At 55.3% G+C, this 16,816-nt stretch carries 18 protein-coding genes and 1 pseudogene; 7 read left to right on the top strand and 12 right to left on the bottom strand.

The features are described from left to right. Nucleotides 1–84: 84 nt before the first annotated feature. Complete coding sequence (locus EPD59_RS03120; RefSeq protein ID WP_317128445.1) at nucleotides 85–456, top strand: DoxX family protein; 372 nt, start codon at nucleotides 85–87, stop codon at nucleotides 454–456. Between the two features lie 92 nt (nucleotides 457–548). Here EPD59_RS03120 and EPD59_RS03115 read toward each other — a convergent pair whose 3' ends face one another. Further along, nucleotides 549–1,244 carry a DsbA family oxidoreductase gene (locus EPD59_RS03115; protein WP_133271514.1) on the bottom strand — a complete coding sequence of 232 codons (696 nt, stop codon included), beginning with the start codon at nucleotides 1,242–1,244 and terminating at the stop codon, nucleotides 549–551. 227 nt (nucleotides 1,245–1,471) lie between these two features. Between EPD59_RS03115 and EPD59_RS03110 the strand changes: the two genes are divergently transcribed. Further along, on the top strand, nucleotides 1,472–1,990 hold the full coding sequence (locus tag EPD59_RS03110) for a hypothetical protein (RefSeq protein WP_133271513.1): 519 nt from the start codon (nucleotides 1,472–1,474) through the stop codon (nucleotides 1,988–1,990). Between the two features lie 119 nt (nucleotides 1,991–2,109). On the opposite strand, the gene EPD59_RS03105 is transcribed toward EPD59_RS03110, so the two are convergent. Then, nucleotides 2,110–4,566 carry a TonB-dependent receptor plug domain-containing protein gene (locus tag EPD59_RS03105; protein WP_165963458.1) on the bottom strand — a complete coding sequence of 819 codons (2,457 nt, stop codon included), beginning with the start codon at nucleotides 4,564–4,566 and terminating at the stop codon, nucleotides 2,110–2,112. 630 nt (nucleotides 4,567–5,196) lie between these two features. Between EPD59_RS03105 and EPD59_RS03100 the strand changes: the two genes are divergently transcribed. Then, entirely contained in the window at nucleotides 5,197–5,589 is a 393-nt protein-coding gene (locus tag EPD59_RS03100) for a hypothetical protein (protein ID WP_133271511.1), read from the top strand. Between the two features lie 82 nt (nucleotides 5,590–5,671). Here the strand turns inward: EPD59_RS03100 and EPD59_RS03095 are convergent, their stop codons facing one another. The 6 genes from EPD59_RS03095 to EPD59_RS22155 form a co-directional block, all read right to left on the bottom strand. Next, the gene (locus EPD59_RS03095; RefSeq protein ID WP_133271510.1) at nucleotides 5,672–5,860 is read right to left on the bottom strand and encodes a hypothetical protein; all 189 of its coding nucleotides are present in this window, start codon (nucleotides 5,858–5,860) and stop codon (nucleotides 5,672–5,674) included. Nucleotides 5,861–6,241: 381 nt separating this feature from the next. Next, nucleotides 6,242–6,565: a hypothetical protein gene (locus tag EPD59_RS22175; protein ID WP_240731599.1), complete on the bottom strand. Its 324-nt coding sequence runs from the start codon at nucleotides 6,563–6,565 to the stop codon at nucleotides 6,242–6,244. Between the two features lie 55 nt (nucleotides 6,566–6,620). After that, a complete protein-coding gene (locus tag EPD59_RS22170; protein ID WP_240731598.1) occupies nucleotides 6,621–7,715 on the bottom strand; it encodes a TolB family protein in 1,095 nt (364 codons plus the stop codon). Continuing rightward, entirely contained in the window at nucleotides 7,664–7,882 is a 219-nt protein-coding gene (locus tag EPD59_RS22165; RefSeq protein ID WP_240731597.1) for a TolB-like translocation protein, read from the bottom strand. Before EPD59_RS22165 ends, EPD59_RS22170 begins: the two co-directional genes overlap by 52 nt. Continuing rightward, nucleotides 7,849–8,487, bottom strand: a complete 639-nt coding sequence (locus tag EPD59_RS22160) for a hypothetical protein (protein WP_240731596.1) — start codon at nucleotides 8,485–8,487, stop codon at nucleotides 7,849–7,851. The genes EPD59_RS22165 and EPD59_RS22160 overlap by 34 nt, the downstream gene beginning before the upstream one ends. Further along, nucleotides 8,466–9,143, bottom strand: a complete 678-nt coding sequence (locus tag EPD59_RS22155; RefSeq protein ID WP_240731595.1) for a hypothetical protein — start codon at nucleotides 9,141–9,143, stop codon at nucleotides 8,466–8,468. The genes EPD59_RS22160 and EPD59_RS22155 overlap by 22 nt, the downstream gene beginning before the upstream one ends. Nucleotides 9,144–9,414: 271 nt before the next feature. On the opposite strand from EPD59_RS22155, the gene EPD59_RS03085 reads away from it, so the two are divergent. Next, nucleotides 9,415–9,849 (top strand): META domain-containing protein, encoded by a 435-nt coding sequence (locus EPD59_RS03085; protein ID WP_133271509.1) that lies wholly within the window; start codon nucleotides 9,415–9,417, stop codon nucleotides 9,847–9,849. 7 nt (nucleotides 9,850–9,856) lie between these two features. Here the strand turns inward: EPD59_RS03085 and EPD59_RS03080 are convergent, their stop codons facing one another. Together EPD59_RS03080 and EPD59_RS03075 are read right to left on the bottom strand one after the other, a co-directional pair. Further along, the gene (locus tag EPD59_RS03080; protein ID WP_133271508.1) at nucleotides 9,857–10,267 is read right to left on the bottom strand and encodes a hypothetical protein; all 411 of its coding nucleotides are present in this window, start codon (nucleotides 10,265–10,267) and stop codon (nucleotides 9,857–9,859) included. A 141-nt stretch (nucleotides 10,268–10,408) separates the two neighbouring features. Further along, nucleotides 10,409–10,837: a LacI family DNA-binding transcriptional regulator gene (locus EPD59_RS03075; protein ID WP_133271507.1), complete on the bottom strand. Its 429-nt coding sequence runs from the start codon at nucleotides 10,835–10,837 to the stop codon at nucleotides 10,409–10,411. A 630-nt stretch (nucleotides 10,838–11,467) separates the two neighbouring features. On the opposite strand from EPD59_RS03075, the pseudogene msrA reads away from it, so the two are divergent. The 3 genes and pseudogenes from msrA (at nucleotide 11,468) to EPD59_RS03060 (ending at nucleotide 14,409) form a co-directional block, all read left to right on the top strand. Beyond that, nucleotides 11,468–12,132 (top strand): annotated as a pseudogene (gene msrA, locus EPD59_RS03070) (peptide-methionine (S)-S-oxide reductase MsrA). 205 nt (nucleotides 12,133–12,337) lie between these two features. Then, nucleotides 12,338–13,498 carry a methionine aminotransferase gene (locus EPD59_RS03065; protein ID WP_133271506.1) on the top strand — a complete coding sequence of 387 codons (1,161 nt, stop codon included), beginning with the start codon at nucleotides 12,338–12,340 and terminating at the stop codon, nucleotides 13,496–13,498. A gap of 113 nt (nucleotides 13,499–13,611) precedes the next feature. After that, the gene (locus EPD59_RS03060; protein WP_394347214.1) at nucleotides 13,612–14,409 is read left to right on the top strand and encodes an amidohydrolase; all 798 of its coding nucleotides are present in this window, start codon (nucleotides 13,612–13,614) and stop codon (nucleotides 14,407–14,409) included. A 73-nt stretch (nucleotides 14,410–14,482) separates the two neighbouring features. Here the strand turns inward: EPD59_RS03060 and EPD59_RS03055 are convergent, their stop codons facing one another. Both EPD59_RS03055 and EPD59_RS03050 read right to left on the bottom strand, forming a co-directional pair. Next, nucleotides 14,483–16,072 carry an FG-GAP-like repeat-containing protein gene (locus EPD59_RS03055; protein ID WP_133271505.1) on the bottom strand — a complete coding sequence of 530 codons (1,590 nt, stop codon included), beginning with the start codon at nucleotides 16,070–16,072 and terminating at the stop codon, nucleotides 14,483–14,485. Next, nucleotides 15,997–16,779, bottom strand: coding sequence for an FG-GAP repeat domain-containing protein (locus tag EPD59_RS03050; protein ID WP_133271504.1), 783 nt, complete (start codon nucleotides 16,777–16,779; stop codon nucleotides 15,997–15,999). Before EPD59_RS03050 ends, EPD59_RS03055 begins: the two co-directional genes overlap by 76 nt. Nucleotides 16,780–16,816 lie beyond the last annotated feature (37 nt).

Raw genomic sequence — 16,816 nt, 5'->3', positions numbered from 1 at the left:
GAAAACTAACCTTTCTAACTACGTACTACGATAAAAAAGCTGAAGATCATTTATTGGGTGTTCACGGGCCTGCTGGCGGCTCTCATGGGGGCTTCCGCCATTCCGAACATTATGAGTTCGCCCGAGAGCGTTGCCTACTTCAAGTTTCTGGGGTATCCGGCGTATCTGCTGCCTTTTCTGGGCGTGGCAAAGGCCTTGGGCGTAGTAGCGATAGTTACGCCCGGCTTCGCGCGGCTAAAGGAGTGGGCGTATGCCGGCTTCTTTTTCGATTTGGCGGGCGCTATGTATTCCCACATTGCCATCGGCGTTCCGGTGAGTCAGTGGGCTCCGATGCTTATTGGCTTCATCATCCTGGGCGGTTCATATAGCTATCATCACAAGCTGCGGCGAGCCAAAGGCACTTCCGTCGGGCTGAGAGTAGCAAGTGAGCCGCACAGCCTACAGATGGAAGCGTAACTATATACTGCTCTCAAAAAAGCCCCCAGGGCTAACACCAAAACGGCCGCCCTATGTAGGGCGGCCGTTTTGGTGTTTCATTTCAATGCAGGTTAGTCACACACGCCATCCGGGCCGCAGGTGGCGCCGTCGGCGATGAGCGTGGGCTTAGGATTGCTTTCTTCCCACACCTTCTCCAGCACTTCCAGAAAAACCTCCTTGGGCTGGGCACCAGACACGGCGTATTTGTCGTCGAACACGAAGAAGGGCACGCCGCGCACACCTATCTGGCGGGCTTGGTATTCGTCGTGACGTACTTCCTGAGCATAAGCGTCGGTTTCGAAAAGCTGGGCTACTTCCGCTGCGGGCAAGTCTAGCTCGGTGGCGAGTTGGGTGAGGGTGGCAGGATCATCCACGTTGCGGCCTTCGGTGAAGTAAGCGTATAAGATGCGTTCCTTGGCTGCATCCTGGCGGCCGTGGGCGGCGGCTAAATGAATGAGGCGGTGAGCGTTGAAAGTATTGGCCGGAATGGTCTTGTCGAAATTGAACTCCAAGCCCACTTCAGCGGCCGTTTGGGCCATCTGATTATTCATTTGGCGGCCCTGTGCCACCGACATGCCCTTGCGCTCAGCCAGTAGCTCATGGATGCTCTGGTTGGGGTTGGTTTTCATATTAGGGTCCAGCTCAAAGCTGCGCCACTGCACCTGCACATCGTTGTGGGGGGCAAATTCGGCCAGCGCCGCTTCAAACTTCCGCTTGCCGATGTAGCAGAACGGGCACATGATATCGGACCAGATTTCGACTTTCATATTCAAAGAATAAGGGAGCAAAAGATAAGTGAGTATAAGCGCGCTGGGGGGCAAAAAGTTTACTTTTCACGCTCTCAACCACCTTCATGGCCTCTAAGGCAAGCTTTGCATCCTTACAGCATCGCTTGCACTTTCCAATTATAAAAAACAGCGTTTTCCACCCGGATTTATAGCCACAAGCACCTGTAAATCCGTATGTTATACACCATCATTTACTACTCCCACCTGTGTCACGACTTTCAATAAAAGCTCTGCCTTGCGCCGCGGTTCTGGCCGTTGGCTGGCTGGTTGCGTGTCAAAAGTCGACGCGGGAGCAGGCCGAGCCTGGTAAAGCCAGGAAAGGCGATTCGGTAGCGGTAGCGGAGGCTCCAGCGGTTTCCGACAGCCTGTTCTTAGGACTCATCTTTCCTTACGCCCCGCCCAAGCCAACCGGACCCGCTACGCAGGCCGCGCTGCTGATGACCCGGCAAGGGGCACCCATGGAACAAGTGACCCTTGGCACCTTCGATGGCCGGGCTACGGTGCTGGACAGCCTCACGGAGCGGGCGTTTCCGGAAGATGCCCTACTCGGATTTCGGACCTCCGACCTCACTACCAACGGCACCGATGTAGCCATACTTCGCGCCAACGATACCATTTTGCAAGTACTCCGCCGCCCCACTCGCGACTCCGCCACAGCCGCCGATTTTACGTTGATAAAAGAGGTCCCTATTGCCGCTGGCAGCCGCCTTCGAGTCGTGCGCTAACTGCGCCGCTGACTGCAGAGCTGTGAAAAAGCCCCCAGACGGTGCCTGGGGGCTTTTTTAGTTACCTACTTTAAACTCTCCGGTACCGACGCCAGGCATACCGGCATTCGACAAGCCTTCTACGGCCACTCGAAACGTGCTGGCGTCGTCGGAGCAGTAGAACGATACCTGCGTCTGGCCGGTGGCGCCGGTGCGCAGCGTGGGTGCCCAGTAGAGTGTGGTGCTCCGATAGTCGGGACGCTGCTGCGCGGGGCGGGCGGGCGTTTCGTAGCGCGGGGCGTAGAATTCGCGGGCTTGGTAATAGGCGGGCAGCACTGCGGTTGCGATGCCCGGAGCGGGCGTTTTGGAGTAGTCGTAGTTGGAGTTGCCGCGCTTGGTAAAGATGGCAATGACTCCTCCTGCCCCCGGCTGCCATAAATAGCGGCCGAGGGCCCTTTCAATATTTCCACGGTTTCGACATCCGTAACGGGTATTGTGTTAATGGCATCGATATCAACCGGAATACCATCCAGAACGAACAACGGTGCGTTACTTCCGGTAATAGAGCTAGCTCCTCTGATCTGCACTTGAAAATTAGGAGCTGAACCAGTTACCTGAACCCCGGCTACTCGCCCTTGTATGAGCTGCAATACGCTAAAAAAAGAGCTACTGCCTGGAATATCGTCTGGCCGAAGCACCGCGTCGGCCTGCGAATAGATGCGGCGCGCATCGGGGGGCGGCGTAGGCTTGCGGCCCGCCACCGTCACGCCCTTCAGCATAATGGTTTTGGCCGTATCAGCCCGATACTGGCGCTCGGCCTTCTGTTGCTTTTGGCTCTGCTGCAGATATGCTGTTACGGTTGGCTCTGGTTCGGCGGGCAATGGCCAGGTAAGGGCAGTCACCTCGGGCCAGCGCGGGTTCAGCTTTATAAGCAGGTTGCTACCGCCTTTCTCTTTTCGAGCCTGCACCACCACGCGGGCCGTGTCTTTGCCTTGAAAGCCCGTAAGCAGAAAGCTCCCATCGGCCTCGGTGCTGGCCACAGCCATTCCGCCCGTAGCTCCCATTTGAAAAATAGTAAGCTGACTAACGCCCGCGGCTTTGGCATTGGGGCGCACCACCTGCCCACCTATACTTAGCGCTTGCTCCAGCGCAAAGGGTCTGGGGGGCTTTTTATCGGCCAGAATCTCTTTCCACACAAACCGCCGCCAGCCCTGGGTGAGCAGCAGATGATCAAGCGCCTGTTCGGTTTCGGGGGTTTTATTCTGGAAATAGTAGCCTGGGTTTTCCACGTAGCCCTGCAAATCGGAGGTCAGCAGCAACTGGGTCAGGATAGTCGTTTCGGGCGCTTCATTCATCCCCGTTGCCAGCGCATTAGTTACGGCCAATGACAACTGGGCCGCTACAGGCTGACCGGCACCATCGATTACGGCTACCGTCAGGTTTACTTTCTCGCGGGGAGCATACGCGGGCTTGTCCGGGGTGATGCGCACCTGCAGGCTAGGCTGAGCATCAATATATGCCAACCGCTCACCTTGCGCCACACCTTGCCCATCGAACAGGGTGAAATGCGCTACGCCCGTCGGGAATTTGGCTTTCGGAATACGGGCCGCATAACCTTCACTGCCGGTCAGCTGGCCTTTGGCGGCGTAAGCTACCGTGCCGCGTACGTGAGCCAGCAGCGTCACATTTTCGGCGGGCGCGGCGGCAGTGCCCGCCGCCGTTTGGCGCTGCACGCCTACGTACACAAACTCCTTGGTTTGCGTCACCTTCAGCACAAAGCCGCTGGGGGCCACAGCGGGCAACGGATACTCGGCGCGGGCGCCCCCCGGCAGCACTACTGCTGCCTTATACTGCCGACCCGGCTGGGGTGTCAGCAATACTGTGCCCATGCCCGCGTGCTGACTTTTGAAAGAGCCCGCTGCCTGTCCCTGATCATCAGTTAGCTGTCCGCTCACGGCTACGCCGCGGCCGTACTCATCGGTGGCTTTAAAGGCTACCACGGTAGGTAGGCCAGCCACCAGATTGCCCCCTTCGGGGAAGAATTGCACGTCCGTTTTGGGCTTAGGGGCTGAGGCTGCCTTACGTACTCTGGCTTTCGCAACGGGCCGGGCGGCTGCGCTAGTACCCACAGGAGTAGCCGCCTGCCACACGGGTATGCGCTTGGAAAAGAAGTAGTCGGGGCTGAAGTTGCGCATCCAGTTGGTGTAAGCGCGCACCGTGTACATGCCTTGCGCCAGACTGTCGGTCAGCTCAAAGTCGGCGGCGGCGGTGCCCTGAGTTAGGCGTAGCACGCGCTGACCTACGACGCGCTGGTCGGGGGCAACCAAGTCAACGTACAGCACCCGGCTCATTGTATCAGGCCGGTGCCGGGCGGCATCTACCACGTAGGCCTTTAGCCAAATAGTCTCACCCACGGCGTAAAATGCTTTGTCGGTGTGGATGTAGCTTTTTTCGGGAAAGCTGCCGATGTAAAAACTCTGAAGGCGGGCAATGGCCTGACGCACGAAGTCATCGGCCGAGGCTACTTGAAAGCCACCAATTATCCCAACCAGCAGACAAATAATAACTCTCGTTGATAACGCTTTACGAAGCAGCATAAACCTATTAATACAGAATAAAGGAGGATAAAAGTGTTCGAATATAGTGCAATGTTGAGCTAGTATCAGGTAATGCTCAGCCTTAAGAATTCCGTGTAGGTCAGCAAGCCCAACCGGGGGCAAATTCAGGGTTGCTCGTCTCCGGTTGTGCTTGCGTTTATGCCTCAAAATGTGTTGATTGACTAACGTTCGAAGTGTTTTTCCGTCGTTGCCTATGCTCATGCCGCGCAAGCTGGCCCGATTGGGTCGCGGGTGGTACTACTGCCGCAAGTAGTATTCCGCCTCCAGCATCTTACCCTAACGCCCTGTTTTGCGCAGGGGTAGCGGGCACGTCACCCTTTCAAAATGCTGGTCTGGGGGGCTTTTTTCTGCTTCGACACCTGTTATTTAGTGTGGTTCGCCCGCAGGAAAACGTGGTATTGCCGGCCAGCAGAAGCTGCTCCTATAGGTATTTGGGTGCCCCAGCCGCGCTTACAACCATTACTCATCAGGTCTGCCGATTAAGCTCAACAGGAGTCACTGTTGCTGCTTATCGGTCAAAACACAAGCAGCTTATACGCGTAAGAGATTGGTACTAAGCATATAGTGTTGAGCTTATGCGTGTCTATTTCTCACCCCTCTTATATTTTTATGAAAACTGCTTTTGCATTCATCGTGGCCTGCGTAGCTGGCTTTTCAACGGCGGCGGCCCAGGGCACCTCGTCAGGTGGCTCTTCTACCCGCCCCGAAACGAGTGTGTCTAATACCTCGCCCGCGGCCTCCTACCCACCCAAAAAAGCCACTCCAGCCAAGACTCAAAGCAAAAAGACGCAAAACAGCACCCTAGAGCCCGAAAATCGCACTAGCCCTACCGGCACCATGTCGGAGTCGAGCCGGCGTGTCCTGAAAGAATCCCGCCCCGCTTCTCCGGGCACCACAAAGCCCACGGGTTCGACCAATCAGGAGATGGTGGACAAAAACTCCAAGCAGCCCATCAAGTCGGGGGGCAAATCCGGCTCTACTTCGGGCAGCACCACCAACTAGCTACAACAACTGATCACAACCAAAAAGCGTCAGGAAATGCTTCCTGACGCTTTTTGTGTCTTACTGCTCTTATCTCGTAGGACTACATCTGCCGCAGCCAAGCGCTGGCCGTGTCGATGTTATCGAAGGTAAATACTATCGGGCCCACCGCTGGGGCGTGCTGCAAGGTCAGGTCGGTGGAAAGGCGGCTATACAGGTTGGGCGAATACACCCAGGCAAAATACTGCAACCCAGCTTCGGCCATAGCCGGCAGCCAAACTTTGCCCCCCACTCCGAAGCATCCGACCACATAGTCTCTACCAAACGGTTATCATTGAGCACCTTATGGCATTGCTCCTGCTGCATACACTCCAGCATCTTCCCAGCTCCGGCCTGCACCGACTCCATATCTTGGTTCTTCTGCCATTCTACATGAAGCCATTCATTCGTATAGTCGTAATAAATGGTAATGTCTTTATTTTCAAACAGTAAACGAAGCGCCATAGTCAGTTATGCAATAGTTGGGGCATTTAAGGCAACAAGTCGTTGTGAAGTCCTTGGAAGAGAACGGAAGGCGAAAAGTAAAGCTAAAAGCTGCACATAACCCAGTTTGTTTTCACAATAACAAGATTTGTAACACTGCGTATCGACGCGAGCCATCTTGCCATTTGCTTTAAAACCCGATATCAAGCACCAGCGGCTGCACCTCCCATTGGTTCGTGCGCAAATTATAAATAGACCGAACGCCCACCTCTAGCGGCGTACGCAAACGCATCGGGTTAAACACAAAGGTCACGTCGAGGCCAGCCGTGGTATAGCTGCTGCGGAAGGTTTTTGGTCCTTGGTCGGTGGCTAACCGCCGCTGCCCGGAAGCTACGTCCAAAAAGCTCCCCGCCTTGATGCGCTGAATGTACAGCCAGCGCCCCAGCGTCCAGTGCGTGTCGGCTACAGGCAGGCGATACTCTACGCTGCCCGTTCGCAACTTATCAAAGCTCACATATGATTGGCCACGAGGATACGCAATCAGGGAGCTGAACTGATACTGCGATTGATCATGATATTGGTAGCCCCACGCAGGCGCAGCGAATGATGTTTGAGCACTCCCGGAAAGTACAGGTTTCCCTGCACCCCCATTGATTGCCCTGCAAGCCGGCCCTAAAAGGAGTAGTGCGCCACACTGCGCTCAGGTTCTGGCCCCAGCGTGGCCCTACGTCACGGCGGCTTTGCAGGAGTTGATGATAATAGCTTAGACTGTACTGCACGATGTGCAAAGAGCCCCCGAACCCAACCTCCGATAGGCGGCGGGTCCGTAAGTCATAATCGCGTACTTGCTGCTGACTATAGTGAGCGCCTAGGGTCAGACCTTTCAGGTATTTGGAGCGCGTAAAGTTGAGCGGCAGTCGTACGCCGGTAGTGAATTGGGTGTAGCGCCACCGGTCGGCGCTGGCACTATCGAGTGGAGCGCGCCGATCCACAAAGCCGGTGGTGCGGCGTGACCCATGCTGTACGCTCAGATCAAGCACGGGCAAAAAACCTTGGTAGCTGAGGTCCGCGAAGACGTTGCCGGTGCGTTCAGTTTGGTCGAAGCCCACGCCGGCCACGGCTACTGTGGTGCTCAGCAAGTCCTGGGAACGAACGCCCAATCGGACGCCCTGGCCATCCGGTGATTGTACCAGCCCCCAGCTAAACACGTTGAATAAATGGTTGAACCGATTGTAGCGGCTTACCGCCAAGCTAGGCTGCACCGTTCCCGAATCGGGTACTACGGCCCCAATAGTGCCTACGCCGGGCTCCTGTGTGAGCAACGGGTCGGTGTAGGCGGACGGCGTGATGGGCGCAGCCGAGGCCGCCGTCCAACGTGTAGGCTCCAGCGGCATATCGGCTACGCGGGCACCTTCTACCCGAAAATCATGAAAGGCCAGACGCTGCCCATCGGGAGAAACGGCGGCATGATATGCCCCTAGTGGCCGCGAGGTAACCTGCTTTACCTCCCCTGTGCTGATTTCAACCGCATACACATTGTCGATACCCGACTGCGGTGAGTTGTAGAACACAAAATTGCCCCCCGGCTGGGGATGGCTCAGGTTGTTGTTAGCTACGGGCAGCAGTTCGCGAGTCTGGCCGGTTTCAGTGTCGATAAGAGCCAATGTTTTGCCCCCGACTTGAGCAGCACGGCCGCTACGGTGCGGTGGTCGGGCAGCCAGCGGGGCTGAATGTACAAGTCATTGGTAGGGTTTGGCAGTACGCGCTGTTCCTGCCCGGAGCGGGCATCGAGCACCACTAAGCGGTTCTGGTAAGCCGAGTCGCTGCGCACGGCCACCAAGCGCTGTCCATCACTTGACAGCGCGGCGGCGGTGTAACGGCTTCGCCGCGTAAGGTGGGTAAGTTGGCCCGACGCCAGATCGAGCACTCTGATTTCGGAATACACCCGTTGTCCCCAGCGCGCATCGTACCGAAACTCCAGCCAGCAGGCCCGTCCGCCCCCACCGATAGCATTTCGGGGTTATTTACCAGGCCTTGCACAAACACCTTCTTTTCCCGGTCCTGCTTATCCAGCAGCACGAGCTGAGAAATATCGCCTAGGCCAGTTTTTACCGCCAGCACTGTGCTATCAGTTACATACTGCGGATACCGGTACTGCGTGAAGATCTTGGGGTCAGCGGCGACAGGATAAGACGTAGCTTCCGTTAGCTGCAAGCCCTGCTGCTGCGCCCGCCATATAGAGTCGACCTCGCTCATGGTGCGAACATACAAATCCTCTACCCGCACTCCAGCCGTACGGCGTAGGCTATTGGAAAAGGAAAACGGATAGACTGGAAAGCGGTAGTAACGGTTGAGCACCTGACTCCAGGCCGCGGGGCCAATGGTCCGCTTAAGATTTGTGGTCAGAAAATAGCCTAGCACGTAGTGATTAGGCACATTGTCGCGGTAAGAGCCCCCACGGCCTTGCTGTAGTTGAAGCGCCGCCCGGCCAGTAAATTCGCCCGCAGGCTGATATCAAAATTAGGAATGCGGCCCCGCCCACTACGCGTCAGCAGGGTTTCGGTGCCCACAGCATCACCCTCAAAAAACCAGTCGGGCATACCAATGGCCGCGGTGCTCAGGGCCCCATTGCCAAATAGCGAATAAGCCAGCTTGGTGATACCCTGCAACCCCTTGTCGTACTGCACAATATGCCGAAACTCATGGATGGCTAGCTGGTCGAGCCAGTCGAGGGTACCGGTTAGGAATGGGTCCTGCGGCGGCGTGGTATAAAACTCGGAGCGCCGGGGTAATACCGTAGCAAAGCCATTCCCAATGGTAGTCTGGGTTTGTAAGATAACGGTCAGCGGCCGCGGCTCACGCTCTAGCGAGGCGCTTACCGGCGCATATACCTGCTCTAAGCGCCGCGCCGTGAGTTGAGCCTGCGCCGAAAAGCCCGCCGGGTATAATACCTGAAAATGCGGAGTGCGCACCTGATACCAGCGCAAAGACGGCGGATTCTGGTCCAGCAATGGCAAGATTTGGGCCCGCGCCGGCGTGAGGCAAGCCGTTAGCAGAAGCAGCACGGCCGCCAGGAAGTGTTTCAGCATCATAGGGATTTGACTACTGCAATAAACTTCAGCAGTAACCGGAAAGCAAGCGTCCATCTTGCCCTGAAGTAATCCTGATTGCGGCCTTTACCACCTTACTCTAAAAGTGCGATTGGAGCCAATGAAGCTCGCCCCGGCAAACATTTATCCCTATATAAGCAACTTAAAGTAACCCACTTACGAAAAATACACCCTCGTATCTTCTACGTTATGCAACGATGTGGCGCGCTTCAGGCTCCTGCTGCTGAACCTAAATGACATGTAAACAGTGCTTATGCTACTTCGCTTTTTCTCCTGGGCATGTGTTGCCGCAGGACTAGGCTTTGGCGGCTACACCACTAGCAATCAGCTACCTGCCACGCAGTATCCCCCTACTCACTGGGTATTAAGCACCCTCGATGGCAAGCCCCTGCCCTACCTTCAGCCAGCGGCACGTCCTGAGTTAGTTTTGCCCAGCCCGGCAATTACTAAAGAGGCGCACTATCAAGGAGCCTTTGAACATTCGATCAGCACTCGTCTGCAAGCTATTCCGCGCATTATCAGCACGATGATGCGACGCAGCAATCAAGCAATAGAGGTAGAAATGCGCTATCTGAGCGTACTAGAGCAAACCACCCGCTTCGAAATCAGCGGCAACACGTTGCAACTCTACGCTGCCAAGCAGGCCACACCACTGGCTACCTTCAGGGCAGCAGACAGTGCTTTGTAAAAGCTGCCTAGGCGGCGTGTAACTCGTCAGCGTGCTGCAACCATGTGCAGGCAGCATCCAGGTCGTCGAAGGTGACAATAGCTAGGCCGGCGGTAGCGCAACGCAGCGTGGAGTCGATAGAAAAGCGGCTGTTAAAATCGGTGGCATATACCCATGCCATGTGAGTAAACCCAACGGCAGAAAGAAGAGGAAACAGGTCTCTACCCAGCCATTCAGAAGCCGCCGTCCAGTTGCCTACGGCCTGTGTACTATCGTTTAATATCTTATTAAAGCCGGCTAACGGCATATTCTGCAGCACATAGTTGCAGCTTTCTTTGATCACCTCTAACTCCTGTTGCCCCTTCCATTCTACATACAGCCAGTGGTTGGTACAGTCGTGCCAGATAACGAGGTGAGGTGAGTCGAAAAGCAGGTGCATAGCCATATAAATAGCAGTATTGTATAACTAATAGAGTAATAGTCTAGTCAATAGTAATTCGAAATCAGGGTTACTATCTAAACGTCTGGAAATTAGGCGTGATGCTTTATCACATACGTTACTAATGGTGATATCAGATTCTTAAGATCCGATGAAAAGCGAGGACGGATGGGCTTCACATTTTTCGAGCCAAGCGTATGCAGCCACCAAATCATTGAATCCCACTACTACTGGCTGGGTGCTACGCAATAAAGTAAGATCGGTGGAGAACCGGCTATCGAAGTCGAGCGAGTAAACCCAAGCCATGTATTCCAGGCCAGCGGCGGCTAGGTGTTGCAGAAAGCCTTGCTCCACCCAGCTTCTGGCTTGTGAATGAATGCTGCTGAGGCGGGTATTATCATTCAAAATCTTGCGGCAATGTTCCGCCTGCAGATGCATTACTATTTGCTCGCACCCCAGCTGAAGCGTCCGCAGATTCTGCGCACCTACCCAATCAGTGTAGAGCCACTGATTGCGGTTATCATAAGAGATGGTAAGATGCGGCTCGTCGAGCAGCGTGAGCAAACTCATTGTATCTGTTATTGAACAATAATAATATCCGGAAAACAATAACAATGCCCAATCTTGTAGCTGACGAATGAGATATCTATCAGTGGCACCCTATGAATCAGAATAAGCTTTTGGACAATAATTTAGCACATTTAAACACATAGTTAATTATTTATATTATGGTTTAGTTATAATACTCGCTCATCTAATAAAACAAACTTGCATCGCGCTTATCTTCATCTTTAACGCCAATAATTAAGCTATACAGTCGCATCAAGCAGACCTGAAAGAAGATAGCAACCCTAGGCAGTACCAATATCATAGGTTGATTGAATCGGATAAGTTCAATTAAGCATTAGGAATGACGGCTTCATTCAGAATTAGAAAATGTAGGAGGTCTTGTAGAGAACGAAGTGTGTTTTATGCGGCTAGCATAACTTACTGCTTTCGAGTAGGCAAGCATGTTTTTTGAATTATTCCTAGCAATAATTTCTATATCATGTTAGCAGACTGTGGCAGAGCCGAAACAATTTTCCTGCTCAAGATGCTTACTTAGTGCAGCTTATCAGCTGAGTTTAGATCTACATAAATTTTTGACCTAACAGACATTACCAGCGCGTCCGAGCAAGGGTGTGCTACGTACATTACGGTATGATACGTCACTTGAAAGTTTACTTAATGGGTTTGCTACTAACAGCAGCGGCCTGTTCACAGAATCGCTCGGATGCCCAGCCTACCCGCTCTACGGCAGGCAAAGCACCGACTAATATGCAGGGCTTGGCCGTTGCTACTTTGGCCGGCGGCTGCTTTTGGTGCACCGAAGAGGTATTTGAGGAAATAAAAGGTGTGCGCGAGGTTGTGTCGGGCTACGCGGGCGGACCCGAAAAAAGCCCACCTACGAGCAGGTAGGCAGCGGACGCACCGGCCATGCCGAAGCGATTCAAATCTACTACGACCCTAAGCAGGTGAGCTACGCCACGCTGCTCGATGTTTTTTTCCGCGCTGCCCACGACCCCACTACGCTCAACCGCCAAGGTCCCGATGCGGGTGCGCAGTATCGGTCGGTGGCGTTTTATCGCACGCCACAGGAGAAAGAACAGATTACGGCTGCCATTCAGCGCGTGAATGCCGCCAAGCAGTATCCTAACCCCATCGTGACCCAGGTAACGGCCTTTACAGAGTTTTGGCCCGCCGAAGATTACCACCAAGGCTACTTCCGACTGCACCCCAACGAGCCGTATGTACAGTCAGTATCGACTCCTAAAGTGGAGAAGTTTCGCAAGCTGTTTCCGAAGCTGCTAAAGTCGCCGCTATAGGTATATGCTTGAGTATTATAGCAAAAAAGCCCCCACGCATTATGCGGGGGCTTTTTTGTTGAAGCTAAACGAAGCCACCCGCTTCTGATAATGTGGGCTGGGCTGCGTAAACTTAAGGCCTGTTTGCCGCACTACCGTATCTTCGTCGGACTCCACCTGGGTCCTTTTGGCGAAGATTTCTTCTTCCAGATCTTTTATTGATTGTATGGCTTTACCCGCCTTTGCGTCCAAGCTGCCCGATGTTGGCACCAGCATTTTTACCATCATGTCGCAGTTGGCCATCGAATGCGGCGCTATCAATCTGGCGCAGGGCTTTCCCGATTATGATCCGCCACAGGTGCTCACGGAGGCGCTGGCCCGGCATGCGCGCACCAGTGGACACCACCAGTACGCCCCAATGCCGGGCTTGCCGCGTCTGCGCGAACAGATCAGCCACAAAACCGCGCAGCTCTACGGAATTTTGCCCCCCAACCCCGATACCGACATCACGATTACGAGTGGCGCCACCGAAGCCCTGTACGCCGTGCTGGCCGCTGTGGTGCGCCCCGGCGACGAGGTGCTGGTGCTGGAACCGGCCTACGACCTGTATGGGCCAGCTATTCGTTTGCAGGGTGGAGTGCCCGTGTATGTACCATTGCTGCTGCCTGACTTTCGGCCCGATTGGGAACGGGTAGCTGCTGCTCTTACGCCACGCACTCGCCTAATGCTCGTGAATACGCCACATAATCCGAGCGGCGCCGTGCTCACCGATGCCGATTGGCAACACTTAGCCGCCCTGCTCACCGATACGCCCACGCTGTTGCTCAGCGACGAAGTGTACGAGCACATGACCTTCGACGGACAGGCCCACCGCAGTGCGTTGCAGTACCCAGCACTGGCCGAACGGAGCTTTGTGTTGTCCTCATTCGGCAAGACATACCATGCTACGGGTTGGAAAGTGGGGTATTGCGTAGCACCGGCACTCCTTACGGCGGAGCTGCGGCGGGTGCATCAGTTTGTGACCTTTAGTGTAAGTACGCCGACCCAACATGCGCTGGCCGATGTGCTGGCTGATGCTGCTCATTACGAGGCGCTGCCAGATTTCTATCAGCAAAAGCGCGACCTGTTTGTGGAGTTGATGGCGCCGACCCGCTTTGAACTATTGCCGACACAGGGCGCCTACTTTCAGCTGGCCCGCTACGATGCTATTGCGCCCGGCGAAGATGATGTCAGCTTTGTGCGCCGCCTTACCCGCGAGGCTGGGGTGGCAGTAGTGCCCGTTTCTGCCTTTTATCATGATGGCACTGATCATGGGCTTGTTCGTTTTTGCTTCGCTAAACAGCCAGATACATTAACCGCCGCAGCTCAGCGCTTGCACACATGGTAAGCGTCATTAAATAATTAAAAAATATATATACATTATTCTAAAAGGCACGATATTGGTGCTACTAATACGTAGTTTTTACGTTAGTATAAACACCCTTTTACCCTGTTGCTCCCGTGACTGATCTGACGGTTTCTTTTATACAAGCTAGCCTGCAATGGCATGACCCCGAGGCGAATAGAAGCGGGCTGCTGCGCTATATTCAGGATCTGCCGGTAGCCACTGACCTCATTGTGCTGCCGGAAATGTTTACGACGGGCTTTTCCATGAAGGCCGCCGAGCTGGCCGAAACCATGGATGGACCAAGCGTCGCGTGGCTGTTGGCCGCCGCCGAAAGCCGAAACGCCGTGGTGACGGGCAGCTTGATTATCCGCGAAGACGGACAGTATTATAATCGCCTGATTTGGGCGCGGCCCGACGGAACGCTTAGTCACTACGATAAGCGGCATTTGTTCAGGATGGCGGGCGAGCACAACGTGTATGCAGCCGGCAATACATTGCTAGTGGAGGAGTGGCGCGGCTGGCGCATTTGCCCCTTGGTGTGCTACGATTTGCGCTTTCCCGTCTGGAGCCGGAACCCGGCCACAGCCCCTTACGATTTGCTGCTATATGTAGCCAACTGGCCGGCCGTTCGGCGCATGGCCTGGATGACGCTGTTGCGGGCCCGGGCTATTGAAAACGTGGCGTATACGATGGGTGTAAACCGCGTTGGTACTGATGGAAACGACCATACCTATGCCGGCGACTCCGCCCTGCTTGACATGAGCGGCGAATATCTGGTAGAAGTCGGCAACCAGGAAACGGGCATCACCCGCACCCTACGCCGCAAAGATTTAGACGCTTTTCGAGAACGTTTCCCCGCCCTGCTCGACGCCGATGAATTCATGATCGGTCAGCCAGTGGCGGTTAAGTAATATCAGACCAAAAAAAGCCCCCCAGCGACCATTGAGGCTAGCGTGGGGGGCTTTTTTATCAACAAACAGACTATTAACGCACTAAAAGGCGTCGGATGGCAGCCATTTCGCCATCTATGCTTTCGGCACGCACCAAATACACTCCAGCGGCTACGTTGGTCAGGTCGAGGGTATGGCGGCGGGCAGGCTCAGCGGTGGTGTGGATGCGGCGGCCCGTGAGGTCAAATACCGTCAGACGAACGGGTTGAGCCGCTTCGAGGCTGGTAGTGCCGGTAGCCGGATTGGGAAACAGACGAAGTTCTAGCGCGGCCTCGGCAGCCGGGGTGGTGCTGAGCACGCGGCCACGGGCGGCAAAAGCGGTTATGCCACCACCTTCCATTCCTACCAGAAGCTCGGGCGCGCCGTCGCCGTTCAGATCAGCCGCGGCGGGCGCCACACGGTTTTTGCCTTCCGCACTCCGCTGCACGCCCAACTGGGTTGGCCGATACGTATTCAGCAGTCCGTTGTATAGAATGTCAGCCCGGCCAACAAATGGAGTGGCAGGCGTAAGAAGCTGGGTCCGAAAATCGGCGTAAAACCGCAGCTCTCCGCTGGCATCAGCCGTCAGCAAGTCAGGCTTTCCGTCGCCGTCGAAGTCTGCTACGGTGGGGTGCAGGTTGCCAGCGGCACTCTGGATTTGCCCAAAAGTAGCTGTGCTCAGCGTGTAAGCCTGCGCCAGCGACGCGCTCCCGTTGTGACGGAAATACTGAATGCCGTAGCGCGCCGTGCCCGTAGTAGCCGTGTTGACGTTAGTACCGATCAGCAAGTCGAGGTTGCCGTCGCCGTCTACGTCGGTGAAGCAGGGCGCATCGTGGGCGCGGTTAGGCAGATTAGCAATGGCCGTGGCTTGCGCTACATCAAATATGGCGGGCTGCCCGGCTGCCGCTTGGTTTAGCACATATAACACTTGGCTGGTGGTTCCGGTGGTAGCCGAAAAGGCCATATCTAGCGCACCATCACGGTTTAAGTCGACTAAGGCCGGCTTGATGCCCGTGTACTTTTTGCCCCCCAAGGCCAGATAATCGTCGCTGACGCGCTGAAAATAAGGCTCAGTAGCGGTACCTATATTGCGATAATAGTGCAGATAAGCAGCGTAGCCAGCAGCGCGCCGATCAGTGCCGGCCACCACCATATCCGGTAGGCCGTCGCCGCTGAGGTCGCCGAAAGCAGGTGCCGCGGCTTCGCTTACGTCCATCATCTCACCTTGCAAAAAATCGGGTTGGCGCAGCGTGAAACTGGGCACGGCAGTGGCGCTGCCGTTCTCATACAGTCGCACCGATTGCGTCGTGCTCACCTGGTCGTGGTTATCGAAAAGGGCTGGAGCAGCAATTAAATCGGGGCGGCCGTCGAAGGTCACATCCAGGTAATAGCCAGCCGGAAAGTTGATTACCCGCACCGGTGCGGCGGCCGATGGAAAGTTAGTATTGAGACTGGCGCTGGTCATATTGGCCACGGCGGCCGTGCCCTGATTGGTGAGGCTAACTAGCTCGGGGCAAGCATCGCGGGCCGTGAGAATATCCTGGTCGCCGTCGCCATCGAGGTCCAGCGTCAGCAGATTGGAGCCTGTGGTATGAGTAGGTTTGCCCCCGGGCAGGTCTGGCTGCCGAAGGCAAACGTACTGCACCCTGGCAAGCACACCGAGAAATTCCCCCACCGGTCGGCTTCCTGCCGAAACTGCAGATTGCCGCAGTTGCCGGCGGCCGTATTCAAATAGAGCTCTACGCGGGTGCTGCTGGCAAAGTCAAAGCTGAGAATATCCAGCCGTCCGTCGCCGTTTACATCTTGAATAGCAGGCAGATTGGAGCTGCCCGTTACGATGTTGCCGTTGTTGGTGGTGTTATTGAAAAATGTAAGCTGATTGCTGACCAGCTCGAAAGAAGGCCGACCGGACGCGCCCGCTACATTGCGAAATACACGGATGTCGCCACCGTTGGCGAAGGTGAAGATGTCGGGCCGATTGTCGCAGTCGTAATCGCGGAGCAGCACCCAGTTGAGCAGGTCCGTGGGGAATAAAGCTTCGTACTCAGGCGCGTATTGCCAAGCACGCCCACCCCCAGGAGCCGCTACATTAAGGTAAGTGAGGGACCGATTAGTTTGCCGCTCAAATATGTACAGGTCCGACTGACCATCGTTATTCAGGTCGATTGCGGAGAACTGAGGCGAATTTAGCCCCCCAACCCACGGGTTAGCCAGCGTCTGGGAGCCGTGCGTTACTTTTGCCACCGCCCGCTGCTCAAATCCAAACGGTACCCCCGATTGGGCCCACGCTCCGAGCGCTGGGAGCATTAAGAATAGCACAAGTAACCAGCGGGAGCGAGTAGGTAGCAGCATACAGTACAAGTAACGAGTAAGAACCCAGATTTCGTCC

The organism is Hymenobacter radiodurans (assembly GCF_004355185.1).
Classification (GTDB): domain Bacteria; phylum Bacteroidota; class Bacteroidia; order Cytophagales; family Hymenobacteraceae; genus Hymenobacter; species Hymenobacter radiodurans.
This window is presented reverse-complemented; position numbering and strand designations above follow the sequence as displayed.

Bases quoted from the DNA above. Each gene is read 5' to 3' on its own strand.
- EPD59_RS03120 (WP_317128445.1), top strand. From the start codon at position 85: ATGGGGGCTTCCGCCATTCCGAACATTATGAGTTCGCCCGAGAGCGTT.
- EPD59_RS03115 (WP_133271514.1), bottom strand. From the start codon at position 1,244: ATGAAAGTCGAAATCTGGTCCGATATCATGTGCCCGTTCTGCTACATC.
- EPD59_RS03105 (WP_165963458.1), bottom strand. From the start codon at position 4,566: ATGCTGCTTCGTAAAGCGTTATCAACGAGAGTTATTATTTGTCTGCTG.
- EPD59_RS03100 (WP_133271511.1), top strand. From the start codon at position 5,197: ATGAAAACTGCTTTTGCATTCATCGTGGCCTGCGTAGCTGGCTTTTCA.
- EPD59_RS22155 (WP_240731595.1), bottom strand. From the start codon at position 9,143: ATGATGCTGAAACACTTCCTGGCGGCCGTGCTGCTTCTGCTAACGGCT.
- EPD59_RS03085 (WP_133271509.1), top strand. From the start codon at position 9,415: ATGCTACTTCGCTTTTTCTCCTGGGCATGTGTTGCCGCAGGACTAGGC.
- EPD59_RS03080 (WP_133271508.1), bottom strand. From the start codon at position 10,267: ATGCACCTGCTTTTCGACTCACCTCACCTCGTTATCTGGCACGACTGT.
- EPD59_RS03075 (WP_133271507.1), bottom strand. From the start codon at position 10,837: ATGAGTTTGCTCACGCTGCTCGACGAGCCGCATCTTACCATCTCTTAT.
- EPD59_RS03065 (WP_133271506.1), top strand. From the start codon at position 12,338: ATGGCTTTACCCGCCTTTGCGTCCAAGCTGCCCGATGTTGGCACCAGC.
- EPD59_RS03050 (WP_133271504.1), bottom strand. From the start codon at position 16,779: ATGCTGCTACCTACTCGCTCCCGCTGGTTACTTGTGCTATTCTTAATG.